Source organism: Sphingomonas zeae, assembly GCF_014197135.1.
GTDB lineage: Bacteria > Pseudomonadota > Alphaproteobacteria > Sphingomonadales > Sphingomonadaceae > Sphingomonas > Sphingomonas zeae.
In genome coordinates this window covers 214,382-230,464 of the sequence record NZ_JACIFA010000007.1, presented here as the reverse complement: position 1 = coordinate 230,464, position 16,083 = coordinate 214,382, and the positions used below count along the sequence as shown (strand labels likewise).

At 67.6% G+C, this 16,083-nt stretch carries 16 protein-coding genes; 11 read left to right on the top strand and 5 right to left on the bottom strand.

Going from position 1 to position 16,083, the window contains the following annotated elements:
* Positions 1-67: 67 nt before the first annotated feature.
* The 7 genes from GGR45_RS12365 (at position 68) to GGR45_RS12335 (ending at position 8,541) form a co-directional block, all read left to right on the top strand.
* The gene (locus GGR45_RS12365) at positions 68-496 is read left to right on the top strand and encodes a GtrA family protein (protein WP_175311832.1); all 429 of its coding nucleotides are present in this window, start codon (positions 68-70) and stop codon (positions 494-496) included.
* 4 nt (positions 497-500) lie between these two features.
* Positions 501-1,229: a class I SAM-dependent methyltransferase gene (locus GGR45_RS12360; RefSeq protein WP_175311833.1), complete on the top strand. Its 729-nt coding sequence runs from the start codon at positions 501-503 to the stop codon at positions 1,227-1,229.
* 73 nt (positions 1,230-1,302) lie between these two features.
* Positions 1,303-2,412: an 8-amino-7-oxononanoate synthase gene (locus GGR45_RS12355; protein WP_175311834.1), complete on the top strand. Its 1,110-nt coding sequence runs from the start codon at positions 1,303-1,305 to the stop codon at positions 2,410-2,412.
* Positions 2,409-3,029, top strand: coding sequence for a dethiobiotin synthase (gene bioD / locus GGR45_RS12350; protein ID WP_175311835.1), 621 nt, complete (start codon positions 2,409-2,411; stop codon positions 3,027-3,029). The genes GGR45_RS12355 and bioD overlap by 4 nt, the downstream gene beginning before the upstream one ends.
* Positions 3,026-4,273 carry an adenosylmethionine--8-amino-7-oxononanoate transaminase gene (locus GGR45_RS12345; RefSeq protein WP_175311836.1) on the top strand — a complete coding sequence of 416 codons (1,248 nt, stop codon included), beginning with the start codon at positions 3,026-3,028 and terminating at the stop codon, positions 4,271-4,273. The genes bioD and GGR45_RS12345 overlap by 4 nt, the downstream gene beginning before the upstream one ends.
* 66 nt (positions 4,274-4,339) lie before the next feature.
* Positions 4,340-7,786 carry a glycosyl hydrolase 2 galactose-binding domain-containing protein gene (locus GGR45_RS12340; RefSeq protein ID WP_246358196.1) on the top strand — a complete coding sequence of 1,149 codons (3,447 nt, stop codon included), beginning with the start codon at positions 4,340-4,342 and terminating at the stop codon, positions 7,784-7,786.
* A complete protein-coding gene (locus GGR45_RS12335; protein WP_285138844.1) occupies positions 7,783-8,541 on the top strand; it encodes an SGNH/GDSL hydrolase family protein in 759 nt (252 codons plus the stop codon). Before GGR45_RS12340 ends, GGR45_RS12335 begins: the two co-directional genes overlap by 4 nt.
* Here the strand turns inward: GGR45_RS12335 and GGR45_RS12330 are convergent.
* Positions 8,520-8,936, bottom strand: coding sequence for a PaaI family thioesterase (locus tag GGR45_RS12330; protein WP_246358195.1), 417 nt, complete (start codon positions 8,934-8,936; stop codon positions 8,520-8,522). The genes GGR45_RS12335 and GGR45_RS12330 overlap by 22 nt on opposite strands.
* Positions 8,933-9,343 (bottom strand): PaaI family thioesterase, encoded by a 411-nt coding sequence (locus GGR45_RS12325; RefSeq protein ID WP_246358194.1) that lies wholly within the window; start codon positions 9,341-9,343, stop codon positions 8,933-8,935. The genes GGR45_RS12330 and GGR45_RS12325 overlap by 4 nt, the downstream gene beginning before the upstream one ends.
* Before the next feature lie 60 nt (positions 9,344-9,403).
* On the opposite strand from GGR45_RS12325, the gene GGR45_RS12320 reads away from it, so the two are divergent.
* Positions 9,404-10,186, top strand: a complete 783-nt coding sequence (locus GGR45_RS12320) for a crotonase/enoyl-CoA hydratase family protein (RefSeq protein ID WP_175311838.1) — start codon at positions 9,404-9,406, stop codon at positions 10,184-10,186.
* Between the two features lie 214 nt (positions 10,187-10,400).
* Here the strand turns inward: GGR45_RS12320 and GGR45_RS12315 are convergent, their stop codons facing one another.
* Positions 10,401-10,856, bottom strand: a complete 456-nt coding sequence (locus GGR45_RS12315; protein ID WP_056436311.1) for a peptidylprolyl isomerase — start codon at positions 10,854-10,856, stop codon at positions 10,401-10,403.
* Between the two features lie 117 nt (positions 10,857-10,973).
* Between GGR45_RS12315 and mgtE the strand changes: the two genes are divergently transcribed.
* Positions 10,974-12,401: a magnesium transporter gene (mgtE, locus tag GGR45_RS12310; RefSeq protein ID WP_175312026.1), complete on the top strand. Its 1,428-nt coding sequence runs from the start codon at positions 10,974-10,976 to the stop codon at positions 12,399-12,401.
* A gap of 125 nt (positions 12,402-12,526) precedes the next feature.
* On the opposite strand, the gene GGR45_RS12305 is transcribed toward mgtE, so the two are convergent.
* On the bottom strand, positions 12,527-13,351 hold the full coding sequence (locus GGR45_RS12305) for an inositol monophosphatase family protein (RefSeq protein ID WP_175311839.1): 825 nt from the start codon (positions 13,349-13,351) through the stop codon (positions 12,527-12,529).
* A gap of 95 nt (positions 13,352-13,446) precedes the next feature.
* On the opposite strand from GGR45_RS12305, the gene GGR45_RS12300 reads away from it, so the two are divergent.
* Complete coding sequence (locus GGR45_RS12300; protein WP_175311840.1) at positions 13,447-13,983, top strand: peroxiredoxin; 537 nt, start codon at positions 13,447-13,449, stop codon at positions 13,981-13,983.
* Between the two features lie 66 nt (positions 13,984-14,049).
* A complete protein-coding gene (locus GGR45_RS12295; protein WP_175311841.1) occupies positions 14,050-15,093 on the top strand; it encodes a GGDEF domain-containing protein in 1,044 nt (347 codons plus the stop codon).
* A 359-nt stretch (positions 15,094-15,452) separates the two neighbouring features.
* On the opposite strand, the gene GGR45_RS12290 is transcribed toward GGR45_RS12295, so the two are convergent.
* The gene (locus GGR45_RS12290; protein ID WP_175311842.1) at positions 15,453-16,073 is read right to left on the bottom strand and encodes a YbhB/YbcL family Raf kinase inhibitor-like protein; all 621 of its coding nucleotides are present in this window, start codon (positions 16,071-16,073) and stop codon (positions 15,453-15,455) included.
* Between the last annotated feature and the right edge of the window lie 10 nt (positions 16,074-16,083).

The following is a 16,083-nucleotide window of genomic DNA, read 5'->3' as shown; positions in this document are numbered from 1 at the left end:
GGCGCAGGACTTCGGGACGCTCTATCGTGGGCGGCGCAAAGGGCAAGGTTGGGGGCAAGGTCGGGGTATGGCGACTCTTCAGCACCAGATCGATCGATGGCGGTCCAGCGGGATGCTGGGGCAGATCATCCGCTTCGGCATTGCGGGCGGATTGTCGACGGTCGTCTATTCGGCGGTCTATCTGCCGCTGACGTCCTGGGTGCTGCCGCATGACAAGGCGGTGCTGGCGGTGCCGCCAGCCTTTCTGGTCGCGGTGATCGTCGGCTTTTTCCTGCACAGCGCATGGAGTTTTCGCGGGCATGGCACCCGCGACTCCAGCGGCAAGCAGCATTTGAAATTCCTCGTCGTCCAGGGCTTCGGCCTGGCGCTCAATGCGCTGTTCACCTGGATCGTGACGGGGCTTTTGCATCAACAACCCTGGGTCGCGCTGATCCCGGTGGTCACGATCACGCCGATCGCGACCTTCGCGCTCAACCGCCAATGGGTCTTCGGATAAGTTCATGGACCGTATCGTTTACGACCGCATGGCCGCGCATGACTCCACCCATTGGTGGTATCGCGCGCGCCGCGACATCCTGGCGGATTACCTGACCCGCTATGGCAAGCTGCCTGCCGATGCGCGCATCCTGGAGATCGGCTGCGGCACCGGGCACAATCTGCCGATGCTGGCGAGCTTCGGAACGGTCGACGCGATCGAGATCGATCCGGCGGCGCGCGAGATCGCCTCGCAGCGACTGGGCAAGCCGGTTCAGGCCGCGCCGCTGCCCGAACTGCCGGGGATCGAGCGAGGCGCCTATGACCTGATCGCGGTGCTAGACGTGGTCGAGCATATCGAGGACGACGTCGCCGCGCTCGCCGCGATGAAATCCTGCCTGAAGCCCGGCGGCAAGATCCTGATCGCGGTGCCTGCACACCAATGGATGTGGTCGGCGCATGACGTGGTGAACCACCACCATCGCCGCTATTCCAAGGGGACGCTGGTGTCGGCGATCGAGAAGGCGGGACTGAAACCCCGCAAGCTGACCTATTTCAACTCGCTGCTCTTCCCGCTGGCCGCGGCGGCGCGGATTGCGGGGCGGATCACCGGGCGCGACGACAGCGACGATTCGCCCCCGCCCGCGCCGCTGAACAAGGCGTTCGAGGCGATTTTCCGGATTGAGCGGCATCTGGTGGGGCGCGCGCCGATGACGCCGGGGGTGTCGATCGTGACGTTGGCGGAGCCCGCCTGACGCCAGACTGGGTCGGGGAAGGCCTGTCCTTTCCGGGTTCCGCTGCACCGTCCGTCCCATTAGGGAGGCGGCTATGCTGGACTTTCATCGCGCCGATCTGGCCCGACTGGCCGCGCGGGACCGATTGCGAGGGCTGGCCCCGCAAAGGGGCAAGGACTTCGCCTCCAACGACTATCTCGGGCTGGCGAGCCACCCGCGCCTCGCCGTCGCCATCGCGGACGCCGTGGCAGAGGGCGTCCCCGTCGGCTCGGGCGGATCGCGGCTGCTGCGTGGCAATCACCCGGAACATGAGGCACTGGAAGCGGAGGCCGCCACATTCTTCGGGGCGGAGGCGAGCCTGTATTTCTCCTCCGGCTATACCGCCAACGCCACGCTGCTGGCGACGCTGCCGCAGCGGGGCGACCTGATCGTCCATGACGCGCTGGTCCATGCCAGCGTGCATGAGGGGATGAAGCTGTCCCGCGCCCAGAGCGTGGCGGCGGCGCACAATGATCCGGCGGCGTTCGAGGATGCCATCGCCGCATGGCGCGCGCAGGGCGGCAAGGGGACGGTCTGGATCGCGGTCGAGAGCCTTTATTCGATGGACGGCGACACCGCGCCGCTCGCCGAGCTGGCGGCGGTGGCCGAGCGGCATGATGCGATGCTGATTATCGACGAGGCGCACGCCACCGGCGTCTTCGGCGACCGGGGGCAGGGCCTCGCCACGCCCAGCGAGCGGGTCGTCACCCTCCACACCTGCGGCAAGGCGATGGGGTGCGAGGGCGCGCTGGTCGCCGGGCCGCGTATAGTGCGCGATTATCTGGTCAATCGCGGGCGGGGCTTCATCTTCTCGACCGCCCCCTCACCGCTGATGGCGCGTGGGGCGCGCGAGGGCTTGCGGATCCTGGCCGACGAGCCCGAGCGCCGGGCTGCGCTGCACGAGCGGATCGCGCTGGCGGGTGAGCGGCTGGCGCCCCATGGCGCGCTGGCGAACGGCACGCCGATCATGCCGCTGATCCTGCACGACAATGGCCGCACGATGCGCGCCGCCGAGACTTTGCAGGCGCGCGGCTTCGACATTCGCGGCATCCGCCCGCCGACCGTGCCGGTGGGCGCGGCGCGGCTGCGGCTGTCGATCACCCTCAATGTCGAGGAGGCGGACATCCGCGCCCTCGCCGAAGCACTCCAAGAGGTTCTGGCATGAGCACCGTCATCGTCACCGGCACGGATACCGAAATCGGCAAGACCGTCTTTTCCGCCGCGCTGACCGGTGCGCTCGGGGCAAGCTATTGGAAGCCGGTCCAGGCGGGCACCGATGACGAAGGGCATGGCGATGCCGAGACGGTCGCGCGGCTCAGCGGCCGTCCGGTCCTGCCCTCCGCCTATCGTCTGAAGACCCCCTGCTCGCCGCATCGCGCCGCCGAGATCGATGGGGTGACGATCGACCGCGAGCGGCTGGCGCTGCCGCAGGTCGACGGCCCGCTGGTGGCGGAAGGGGCGGGCGGCGTGTTGGTGCCCGTCACCCGCCAGATGCTGTTCGCCGATCTGTTCGCGCATTGGGGCCGACCGGTGGTGCTGGTCGCGCGGACGGCGCTGGGCACGATCAACCACAGCCTGTTGTCGATCGAGGCGTTACGGTCGCGCGGGGTGCCGATCCTGGGCATCGCCTTTGTCGGCGAGGCTGTCGAGGACAGCGAGGCCACCATCGCCGCGATCGGCGGGGTCAAGCGGCTCGGTCGCCTGCCGCGTTTGGCGGACCTGAATCGCGAGACGTTGGCGCAGGCCTTTGCCGCGCACTTCGAAATCGAGGATTTCCGATGACCTCGCCCGTCTGGCATCCCTTCACCCAGCATGGCCTGGGCGAGCCGATTCCCAAGATCGCCACCGCCAGCGGCGCGGTACTGACCACCGTCGATGGGCGTGAGGTGATCGATGCCATCTCCAGCTGGTGGGTGACGACGCACGGCCACAACCATCCGCGCATCAGCGCCGCCATCGCTACCCAAGCGGGCAAGCTCGACCAGATCATCTTTGCGGGCTGGACCCACGAACCCGCCGAGGAGGTGGCGGCCGAACTGGTGCGGATCATCCCGCCCGAGCTGACGCGGGTGTTCTTCTCCGACTCCGGTTCGACGGCGGTCGAGGTCGCGCTGAAGATGGCGCTGGGCTATTGGCTCCACCGGGGCGAGCCGCGCCACCGCATCCTCGTCCTCGAACACAGCTATCATGGCGATACGATCGGCGCGATGTCGGTGGGTGCGCGCGGCGTCTATAACCAGGCCTATGCGCCGCTGCTCTTCGATGTCGGCACGATCCCCTTTCCCCATGACGTGCAGGCCACGTTCGACGCACTGGAGGCGGAGTGCCGGGCGGGCGCGGCGGCGTTCATCGTCGAGCCTTTGGCGCTGGGGGCTGGCGGAATGCTGTTCTACGCGCCCGAGACGCTGGCCGCGATGCGCGAGATCTGCGCCGCGCACGGCGTCCTGTTCATCGCCGACGAGATCATGACCGGCTGGGGGCGTACCGGCACGCTGCTCGCCTGCGAGCAGGCAGGCGTCGTGCCCGACATCCTATGTCTGTCCAAGGGGCTGACCGGCGGCGCGGTGCCCTTGGCGGTGACGCTCGCGACCGAGCCGATCTTCCAGGCGCATTGGTCCGAGACCGATCGGTCGAAGCAGTTCTTCCACTCGTCCAGCTACACCGCCAACCCCATCGCCTGCGCGGCGGCGGCGGCCAATCTGGCGATCTGGCGCGACGAGCCGGTGCAGGCGCGCATCGACGCGCTGGCCGAGCGGCAGCGCGCGCATCTGGTGACGGTTTCGAGTCGGCCAGCGGTCCGCAATCCTCGTTCGCTGGGCACCATCGCCGCCTTCGAGCTGGGCGCGGGGCAGGATTACCTCTCCGACCTCGCCCCCCGATTGCTGGCACATTTCCGCGAGCGCGACCTGCTCGTCCGGCCGATGGGCAACACCGTCTATGTGATGCCGCCCTATTCGATTACCCCGGAACAGCTCGGTAAAGTCTGGACCGGCATCAGCGAGGCGATCGACCGCTTCGGGCGTTAGGGTCACGCCCTTTGACTTTAGGGCTTTTCATTTGCTTTATCCCGCGGCGATCAAAAAGGAGTAGGCATGAGCGTGGCGGCGGCAAGAGCGATGGGGGCTCTGGCATCAGTGACGGCGCTGGTCTGGAGTCTGGCCGGCTCGGCGCAGACGGCTCCTGCGACGCCCTCGGCCACGCCGCTCGGGCCGATCAACGCCGATCTGCCCCCCGGCGGCGATTCCTATCGCCGGGCCATCGTGACGGCCCCGGTCGCCGCGCCCAACTGGACCCTGTCCGCCTGGGTTCAGCCGCGCAGCGTCGCGGGCAAGGGCACGACGATGCTGATCGGCGGCTTCGGCGATCCCGCCTCCGGCCCGCGCCGCTATCTCGCGCTGGTCGACGGCCAGCCCGCGCTCGTCACCGAGGCGGGCGTGGTGCAGGGGGGTGGCACTGCCGATCGCAACAAATGGACCTATATTGCCGCCAGTTATGACGGAAAGATCGTGCGGCTGTTCGTGGGCGGCCGCCAGGTGGTACAGCGCGGCCTGTCGCTGGAGCCCGTCACCGGCGTCGCGACGCTGGCGCCACGCAGTTACCAGCCGGTCTTTGCGGGCAAGATCACCGACTTCCGCATGGTGCGCGAGGCGGTCGATCCGCTGACCATCCGCGTCGCCGCGCGTCGTGCCCCTGATCCCGCGAAGATCGCGCTCCAGACCGGCAGCCCGACCTGGCCCTATCAAACCCGCCAGATGCAGGGGCAGACGGCACCGCAGGACGCCTGGACGCTGCCCCAGTCCAAGGCCCCGATCCCGACCAGCGGTACGGCCAAGCCCGAATCCAAGGAACCCGCGCTCGTCTCCACCGCGACCGGCCAATGGGCGGTGAACGGCTGGCGGCTGATCGAGGCGGCCAAGGTCGGTCCCGGCGGCGCGGACCTGTCGCAGGGCAATTTCGACGCGAGCAAATGGTATGCGGCGACCGTGCCAGGTACGGTGCTGACCACGCTGGTCGATCGCGGTGTCTATCCCGATCCCGCGGTCGGGCTGAACAACCTGTCCATCCCGGAGACGCTGGCGCGGCAGGATTACTGGTACCGCACCGAGTTCGACACGCCCGCCGAGGCCGCCGGGCGGACGATGTGGCTGACCTTCAACGGCGTGAACTATTCCGCCGAGGTCTGGGTCAATGGCCGGATGATGGGCACGATGAAGGGCGCCTTCATCCGGGGTCGTTTCCCGGTCACGCTGGCCGCCGGACGCAATGCCGTCGCGGTGCGTGTCTCGCCGCCGCCGCACCCCGGCATCGCGCATGAGGAATCGATGACGGCGGGCGTCGGCGAGAATGGCGGCATCCAGATGATGGACGGCCCGACTTTCGTCGCGACCGAGGGCTGGGACTGGATTCCCTCCGTCCGGGATCGCAATACCGGGCTGTGGCAGGGCGTGACTCTGGCCGCGACCGGTCCGGCGGTGATCGGCGACCCGCAGGTGGTGACGACGCTGCCCAAGCCCGACAACTCGGTCGCCGATGTCGAGATCGCGGTGCCCGTCACCAATAACGGCCAGGCGCCGGTGACGACGACGGTGCGCGCGGTGTTCGACGATGTGGTGGTCGAAAAGCCGGTGACGGTGGCGCCGGGCCAGACGATCCGCGCCGTCCTGTCGCCCAGCGAATTCCCGCAGCTGTCGGTCAAAAATCCGCGCCTCTGGTGGCCCAATGGCTATGGCGATCCCGCGTTGCACGATCTGGCGCTGACGGCGGCGGTCGACGGGGCGTTGTCCGACAGCAAGGCGCTTCGCTTCGGCATGCGGCAGGTGACCTATGACCTGTCGCTGTTCGACGATGACGGCGATCTGGAGCGGGTGACGCTCGACCTCAACCGCGTGCGTGGCGGGCCGAAGGTGGTGGACACCAGTCACAAGGGTATCCGCAAGACGGCGAACGGCTGGGCGATGAGCTTCACCCCCGGTGGCGATCAGTCGGCGGCGGTCGCCAAGCTGACCGACGATCCGCGCCTCGCCCCCTATCTCGTCCTGCGGGTCAACGGCGTGCGGATCGCGGCGCGCGGCGGTAATATCGGCATGGACGATTTCATGAAGCGCGTCGACCGCGCCCATCTGGAGCCGTTCTTCCGCCTGCACCGCGACGCGCACCTCAACATCATCCGCAACTGGGTGGGCCAGAATACCGAGGAGAGCTTCTTCGACCTGGCCGACGAATATGGCCTGATGGTCCTGTCCGACTTCTGGGAGTCGACCCAGGATTACAATATGGAGGCCGAGGACCCGCAACTCTTCCTCGCCAATGCGACCGACGTGGTGCGCCGTTATCGCAACCATCCCTCGATCGTCGCCTGGTTCGGGCGGAACGAGGGCGTGCCGCAGCCGATCCTCAACACCGGGCTCGATACGCTCCTGCGCGCCGAGGACGGGACGCGGCTCTATATGCCCTCGTCCAATGCGGTGAACCTGCAAGGCTCCGGCCCCTATAACTGGCGGCCGCCGGTCGAGTATTTCACCACCCACGCCAAGGGCTTCTCGGTCGAGGTCGGCACCCCCTCGCTGCCGACGCTCGAATCCTGGAAACGGGCCATCCCGGCCGAGGCGGATCGCTGGCCGATCGGCGATGTCTGGGCCTATCATGACTGGCACCAGACCGGGAACGGCGCGGTGAAGTCCTATATGGACGTGCTCGAACGCCGCTTCGGCCCCGCGACGGGCCTCGAGGATTTCGAGCGCAAGGCGCAGATGATGGAGTATGAATCCTATCGCGCCATCTTCGAAGGGATGAATGCGGGCCTCTGGACCGAGAATTCGGGGCGGATGCTGTGGATGACGCAACCCGCCTGGCCGTCCTCGGCGTGGCAGATCTTCTCGTCCGACTATGACACCCATGCCGCCTTTTACGGGGTAAAGAAGGCCGCCGAGCCGATCCATGTCCAGATGAACCTGCCCGACCACCGCGTCGTCCTGGTCAACAACACGCGCGACGCGCTGAAGGGCGTGCAGGTGCGTGCGAAGATCGTCGGGCTCGACGGTCGCAGTGAGGGTGAGCAGGAGGCCAAGATCGTCGCGAATGCCGAGGGGGTGACGCCCGTGCTGACCCTCGACCTCGCGCCCGCGATGAAGCGGGGGCCGGTGCTGGTCCGGCTGGAGGCGACCGATGCGGGCGGGCAGGTCCTTTCGACCAACAGCTATTGGGAAGCGCCGGACGATGCGGGCTATCGCGCGCTGACCGGCATGGCGGCGGCCCCCGTCACCGCGACCGCGACGACGCAAGCGCAGGGTGACGAGACGATCGCCAGCGTCACCCTGACCAATGGTGGATCGGTGCCCGCGATCGAAACCAAGCTGACCGTGATGAACGCCGATGGCACGCAGGTGCTGCCCGCCTATTTCAGCGACAATTACGTCACCCTGATGCCCGGAGAGACCCGCGTGATCGAGATTCGCTATCCCACGGCCAAGGCGGACAAGCCGATGGTCGCCTTGCGCGGCTGGAACGTCACCGCGACCGCCACGGACCTGCGCCCGTGAGCCGGGTCGTCCTCACCGCGCTGATGGCGCTGACCCTTGCCGCGCCCGCCGTTGCGCAAACCGCGCCGAAGGAAACCGATTCTCAGCGCTGGACCCGCGAATGGGAGGAGCGGTTGCACAACGACTTCGCTTATCTGGCGCGCTATCGCGACGACAATGCCAGGCTCGCCGCGCCTGTGCCGGGGCAGCCGCGCGTGGTCTTCATGGGCGATTCGATCACCGAGGGCTGGGTCGGCAAGATGCCGCAATTCTTTACCCCCGGCCGGATCGGGCGCGGGATCAGCGGGCAGACGACGGCGCAGATGCTGCTGCGCTTTCGGCAGGACGTGATCGACCTGCATCCGGCGGTGGTGCAGATCATGGCGGGCACCAACGACATTGCCGGCAATACCGGCCCCACGACCGATGCGCAGGTCGAAGGCAATATCATGTCGATGGTCGAGCTGGCGCAGGCCAATGGCATCCGCGTGATCCTGGCCTCAATCCCGCCCGCCGATCATTTCGAATGGAAGCCGGGGCTGAAACCCGCTCCCCGCATCGCCGCGATGAATGCATGGTTGAAGGGCTATGCCGGGAAGGTCGGCGCGACCTATGCCGATTACTGGTCGGTCCTGCATGTCGGCGACGCGCTGAACCCCGCCTTTGGCACCGACGGGGTGCATCCCAACGCGGCGGGCTATGCGGCGATGGCGCCGGTCGCCGATGCCGCGATCAAGCAGGCCCAGGCCAAGCCTCAGCCGCGCAGGATGCGGTAGTTCAGCCGGGCGGTCGCGATCGGTTGATCGCGATCCTCCTGCCAGGCGACCGCCTCGACATTGGCGGTCCGCTGGCCGAGGCGCAGGATGACGCCGACCGCGCGCGTCGGATGCTGGTCGCGCCCGGTGCGAAGATAATTGGTGGTGATCGTCACCGGCTTGATCCGGGCCGTGCCTTCGCCCGCCAGCCGGTGGGTGAGCGCGGCGATCCCCGCGACCTCGAGCAGCCCGGCGATCGCGCCACCCTGAAGCAGCCCCGGCCAGCCCATCACATGCTCCCCGAACGGCATGACGAGTTGCGGAGCGTCCTCGACCCAGTCGATCGAACAGCCGAGCCATTCGGCATAAGGCGGCAGTTCCATCGCCTGCCCGATCGCGGTGCGCGGCGCGCTCATGCGGCCATTCCGATGAAGGTCCCCGCGACATGCGCGACCGGATCGTCGGGGTCGCCGTCATGTGCGATCCCCCGGACAAAGGCGATGCTGCGCGTCAGCCGGTAACATTCGCCGCGCCCGATCACCGTCCGCTCGGGCACGGCGGGACGCAGATAATCGACCCGCAGGTCCAGCGTCACATGCGCCTCGAAAGCCCCGCGCTTCAGCCAGACCGCCACGCTGGTCGCCATGTCCATCATCGCGACGATCGGCCCGGAGGCGATCACCCCGCTCACCGGATCGCCGATCAGCCGCGCATCATAGGGCAGCGCCAGCTCGGCCCAATCCTCGCCATGCGCGCGATACGCGATGCCCAGCTGCTGACCATGCCCGCCACCCAGGCCGCCCATCGCGACGAAGCGTTCCATATCGAACCCCATAAGCTGATGGTCTACACGAGGTGGCGAGAAGCGCAAAAGGAGAGCGACATGCAGGACCGGGTGACCATGACGGTGACGGACGGCGTCGCCGATGTCCGGCTGGCGCGCGGGGAGAAGCTGAACGCCATCGACGGCAAGATGTTCGATGCGCTGGCGGAGGCGATCGACAGCTTGGCGGCGCGGTCAGACGTGCGCGCCGTGGTGCTGTCGGGGGAGGGCGACGGGTTCTGTTCGGGCCTCGACATGGCGGCGATGGCGGGGGGCGATCTGGCGGGGCTGGACCTGACAGCGCGCAGCCATGGGCCGGCCAATCGGGTCCAGCAGGTGGCCTGGGGCTGGCGGACGCTGCCGGTGCCGGTGATCGCCGCCGTCCATGGCGTAGTGTTTGGCGGCGCGACCCAGATCATGGCGGGCGCGGACATAAGGCTGGCGCAACCCGCCACCCGCTTCGCGATTCGCGAGGTGCATTGGGGCATCGTGCCCGATATGGGCGGCTTTGCGCTTTGGCGCGGGGTGCGAGAGGATGTGTTGCGCGAATGGGTCTATACCGCGCGCGAGTTCGATGCGGCCGAGGCGCAGGCGGCGGGGTTCGTCACCCGACTGGTCGAGGACCCGCGCGCCGAGGCGCTGATGCTCGCCGCCAGGATCGCCGAGCGCAGCCCCGATGCGGTGCGCAGCGCCAAGCGGCTGTTCGGGGCGATGGGAAGTGCGCCCGAGGTCGTTCTGGCGATGGAGAGCGCCGAGCAGGTGACGCTGATGCAGGGGGCTAACTTCCGCGAGGCGGTGCAGGCGAACATGGCGCGGCGGCGGCCGGTGTTTCGCGACGTCTGAGGGGAGCCGTTCCCTCTCCCCAAACAATAGCCCCTCCCGCAGGCGGGAGGGGTTGGGGAGGGCAGGGAGTCTCACAGAGTGTATCGCTCTTGGGGCGTTGCCCTCCCCCATCCCCTCCCGCCTGCGGGAGGGGCGTGCTGCGTGGGAAAGGTAGAGCCCAACAAAAAGGGGGAGCCTCTCGCGAGACTCCCCCCTTCCATCCGGCGTTCGGAAATTACTCGGCGGTCGCCTTCAAAATCTTGCCCGGATTGCGGGGCGGCTCGCCCTTGGGCAGCGCGTCGACATGTTCCATGCCGCTCTCGACCTGGCCCCAGACCGTGTACTGGCGGTCGAGGAAGCGCGCATCGTCGAAGCAGATGAAGAACTGCGAATTGGCCGAGTTCGGATCGTTGGTCCGTGCCATCGAGCAGGTGCCGCGCACATGCGGCTCGGCGTTGAACTCCTGCTTCAAGTTCGGCTTGTCCGAACCCGACATGCCGGTGCCGGTGGGGTCGCCGCCCTGTGCCATGAAGCCCGGGATCACGCGGTGGAACACGACGCCGTCGTAAAAGCCTTCATTGGCGAGGCCACCGATGCGCGCGACATGCTCGGGCGCCAGGTCGGGGCGCAGCGTGATGACGACATCGCCGCTCTCGAGCGTCAGGGTCAGCTTGGAAAAAGTCTCGGCCATAAGGGGTCTTCCTTGGTTGATGCCCCGCAGGTAGGGATTCATGCGCCCGCTGGCAAATGGCTCTGCCGCGCGATAGAGGCATGACGGCACGTTCATGATCGATCGAGGGAGGCCGAGATCAGCGACACCGAACTCCCCGAGCTCGAAGCCGAGACCCAATTTTCGGAAAACCTGGCGCCCGAGACCCAGCTGGACGAGGATGACCGGCTGAAGCCCGAATATGTGCGCAGCGTGCTCGACGCGCTTGCGGCGGGGGACGACGAAGGTGCGCGCGCGCTGGTCGAGCCGCTTCACCCCGCCGACATCGCCGACCTGTTCGAGCTGGTCGGCGACGAAGAGCGCGTGGCCCTGGCGCGCGCGGTCGCGGACCTGCTGAACGGCGACGTCTTCGCCGAGATGAACGACTATGTGCGCGAGCAGCTGATCCAGGCGCTCGAACCGCATGAAGTCGCCGATATCGCTTCCGAGCTCGACACCGACGACGCGGTCGCGATCATCGAGGACATGGACGAGGACGAGCAGCGCGCGGTGCTGCGCGCGCTCGACCCCGACGACCGCGCCGCGATCGAGGAGGCGCTGTCCTTCCCCGAGGAGTCCGCCGGACGCCTGATGCAGCGCGAGCTGATCGCGGTGCCCGAACATTGGACGGTGGCCGAGACGATCGAGTTCCTGCGCGACGACGAGGAACTGACCACCGACTTCTGGGAAATCTTCGTCGTCGATCCCGGCCACCGCCCGATCGGGACGTGCCAGCTTTCCTGGATTCTGCGCGCGCCGGGGCAGATCGTCATCGGCGACGTGATGAAGCGCGAACAGACGCTGATCCCGGTCGACATGGACCAGGAAGAGGTCGCGCTGCGCTTCCAGAAATATGCCTTGATCTCCGCCGCCGTTGTCGATGCCAGCGGGCGGCTGGTCGGCATGATCACCGTCGACGATATCGTCCACATCATCCAGCAGGAGGCGGGCGAGGACGTGCTGCGCCTGTCGGGTGCGGGCGAGGGCGACATCAACGAGCCGATCTTCGACAGCTATAAGAGCCGCGTGCGCTGGCTGCTCGCCAATCTCGTCACCGCAATGGTCGCCTCGTCGGTGATCGCGGCGTTCGAGGGGACGATCGCACGGATGGTGGCGCTCGCCACCCTGATGCCGATCGTCGCGGGCGTCGGCGGCAATGCGGGGACGCAGACGCTGGCGGTGACGGTCCGCGCGCTGGCGACCAACCAGCTGACCCAGTCGAACACCGCGCGCGCGATCATGCGTGAAATTCGCGTGGCGATGATGAACGGCATCACCGTCGCGGCGGTGATCGGGGTGGGGGTGAGCCTGGTCTTCGGCAATCCGGCGCTGGGGATGGTGATCGCGGCAGCGATGATGACGAACATCCTGGTCGCCGGACTGGCGGGGGTGCTGGTGCCGGTGACGCTGGACCGGTTCGATGCCGACCCGGCGGTGGCGTCGTCGGTGTTCGTGACGATGACGACCGATTCGATCGGATTCCTGGCGTTCCTGGGCTTGGCGACGGCGTCGGGCCTCACCGGATAAGCTATTCCTCCCCTGCAAGGGGAGGTGGCAGGGCGAGGCCCTGACGGAGGGGTGTCACGGTCGGAGAGGAAAGACCGTCATCGCCAGCGGTGACACCCCTCCCCTTGCAGGGGAGGAATTTCAGATCAGTGGTCGTGCCCATGGTCATGCCCGTGCGGCACGTTGCGCAGCGCCTCCAGCACCTCGTCGGTGCGGGCGGGATCGCCGATCGCCAGTACGTGGCCCGCGCTGTCGGCGGTCAGCGGATCGCCATTCCAGTCGCACATCCGGCCCCCCGCGCCCTCGACCACCGGGACCAGCGCGGCGAAGTCGTAGAGCTTCAGCCCCGATTCGCAGACGATGTCGATATGACCGCTCGCGAGCAGCCCGTAATTATAGCAGTCACCGCCATAGACCGGACCCTGACGCGGACTGTTGCCGCTGACCGCCGCCACCAGCGCCATGAAATGGGGCACGTCTTCGTCATCGAACAGATGCGGGCTGGTGGTCGCGATCGTCGCGCCGTCCAGGTCGCGGCAGGTCCGGGTGCGCGTCGGCTGTCCGTTGAACAGGGTCGGCCGCCCCGCGACGCCCAGCCAGCGCTCGCGCGCGATCGGCTGGTCGATGATGCCCAGCACCGGCCAGCCATTGTCGACGAGCGCGATCAGCGTGCCGAAGATCGGCCGCCCGACGGTGAAGCTGCGCGTGCCGTCGATCGGGTCGAGCACCCATTGGCGCCCGGTCACGCCGTCCTTGACGCCATATTCCTCGCCATGGATGCCGTCGCCCGAGCGTTCCGCCTCCAGGATACGCCGCATCGCCGCCTCCGCCTCGCGATCGGCAAGCGTCACGGGCGAGCGGTCCTCCTTGATCTCCAGCCCCATTTCGCGACGGAAATAGGGGCGGATGGCGGCTCCGGCCGCATCTGCAAGTTGAAGGGCCAGTCGAATATCGTCGGCGTGTACGGACATATTAACCCGGATAGGATAGGACTGCACGATCAGCAATGGACGCCATGATCGTGACAGGATAGGCGTTAACTATCTTGATGTAGGGAAATGTGGCGATGAGGGCAGTGTTGGGCGTTCTCCTGGCAATGGCGGCGGCGGTACCCGCTGTGGCGGCCTTGCGTCCCGGTGCGGCCGCCCCCGACTTTACCACGCGCGGCGCGGTGGCGGGCAAGGTCTTTACGCTGCATCTCAAGGAACAGCTGCGCCACGGCCCCGTCGTCCTCTATTTCTTCCCCGCCGCGTTCACCAGCGGATGCAGTGCCGAGGCGCGGGCCTTTGCCGAGAAGATCGACGCCTTTCGCGCTGCGGGTGCGCGGGTGATCGGCATGTCGGCCGACCCGGTCGACAAGCTTGCCGCCTTTTCCAAGGCCGAATGCGCGGGCAAGTTCCCCGTCGCCAGCGCGGGGCCTGCGATCGTCAAGGGCTATGACGTCGCGCTGGGTCGTCAGATCGAGGGGCGCGACATCACCTCTCGTACCAGCTATGTCATCGGCCGCGACGGCCGCATTGCCTTCGTCCATGACAACATGAACCCGGCCGAGCATGTCGCCACGACCCTGGCGGCGGTTCGCGACCTGCAAAGCCGTCGTTGATCGGCGCATGTCATGGGGCTTTACGGGGGATGGGGGGATATGGCGGAGGCGGAGCCGGCACGAGCCATGACGACGTCTGGTAGTTTGTACAAGCGTATCGGCCAGTTTCTGGAAGATCATCGGCTCTCGCCCGATCCCGCGCATTACGCCTTCGTCCATGCCATCCTGTCCGAGCCGGACGGCACTCTGGCGCGCGCGGTCGCCTTGCTGGTCGATGGCGGCGTGCGCCTGCATCAGGACGATATCGCCCGGCTGGGTGGCCCGACCATGGCATCGCCGCCCGCCCCGGAGCCGGTGTCCGAGCCCCAGGCCGTCCGCGAACCCGCCGAGCGGATCGCACTGCCGCAGGCGGAGGCGCGGTCCGATGAACTGGCCGAACAGACCGAGGATCAAGTCGCGGCGTTCATGACGGTGATTCGCACGGTCCAGGCGGATACTTCGGCCTTTGGCGCCGATCTGGCGCGCAACGTGGCGGAGATGAAGCGCGGCGGTGGGATCGACCTGCCGACGCTCGCGACACTGACCGGCGAGATGCTGGAGCGGATCAGTGCGACCGAGCGGCGGCTGGAGCAGGCCACGGCGGAAGCCGACACGCTGCGTGAAAAGCTGGCTGAGGCGCGGGCGACGGCGCGGCGCGATCCGCTGACCGGGCTGGCCAACCGCCTCGCCTTTTCCGAAGCGCTCGGCCAGTGTTTCCAGGCGTCGGAAAGCTGCCATCTGGCGCTGTGCGACGTCGATCGGTTCAAGCGGATCAACGACGATCTGGGCCATGCCACCGGCGACCGGGTGCTGCATTCGATCGGCAAGATCCTGGCCGAGGAATGCCAGGGGCATCTTGTCTGCCGTCACGGCGGCGAGGAATTCACGATCCTGATGACGGGATTGGCGGCGGACCAGGCCGCGGCGCTGGTCGAACGCGCTCGCGATGCGGTCCGCAACCGCCGTATGCGGGTGCGCGAGACGGGCGAGCCGGTGGGCGAGATCACCTTCTCCGCCGGGATCACCGCCCTGTGTCCCGAGGACACGCAGGAGACGCTGTTCGCGCGCGCCGATGCGCTGCTCTACCGCGCGAAAAAGGAAGGCCGCGACCGGGCCTATAGCGATAGCTGATTTTTCGCCACGGGATGGCGGGAAATCCCGCCCGTTGCTGGCGGGATTTCCCAAATTCTTCGGACGCCGTTCAAAAAGGCGCGGAAAACAGCCATTTCGAAAATTGGCACGGTCTCTGCAAAGTCCCTGGCATCGCCGCTCGGATGGTCCGACCGGCGGATCACTCAGGGAGTTTCACCATGTTCGCTTCGTTCCAGGCTCGCCAGATCCTCGTCTCGGTCGTCGGCGCCCTCGTCTTCGCCGGGCTTGCCATCACCACCGCCGCACCGATTTTTCCGATCGCCTGAGCGTGACCAAGTTCCACCACTCGGGCGGCCGGGTGCTCCTCTCCTGATACCCGGCTGCCCCTCTTCCCCCGGTCAGGCGACGGCGCCTGCGCCCACCGGCCCGACCGGCGCCACCTCTTCGCGCGAATAGGTGCCCGTCAATATTCCCGCGGCGAGCACATGCCCCGCCATCGCCGCGACCAGCGCTCCGCGACCTGGCGTCTGCCCGCCGATCTCGACCACCGCATCCAGCGCGAACAGCTGGAAGACATAACGATGCTCGCCATGCCCGCGCGGCGGATCGGGTGGCAGCCATCCCTCGCCCAGATAGGAGTTGCGCCCGACATCGCCGCCTTCGGGCGTGCCCGTGCCGTCGGCCATGATCGCACCCTCGGCCAGTTCGCCGCTGCCCGCCGGAAGACCCCAGACGATGGCGTGGACCAAAGGCTGCGGCGTTGGTGCATCTGCATCCTCGACGATCAGGGCCAGCATCGCCGTGCCCTCGGGCGGTTCGCCCCAAAAGAGCGGCGGCGATACCCCCGCGCCATCGGCGGTAAAGCGTTCGGGAAGCCGCGCCATGTCGCCAAAGGCCGGGCTGCTCAGCGGCATCGCGGCGGGCGGCGCCAGTTCGGGGCGGACCACCGCGATCGAATCGACCCCGGCGCGCCAGCCGCTCATTGCCTTGCCCAGCCAGGCGGGCAGATGTTCGAGCATCCTCTTCTCC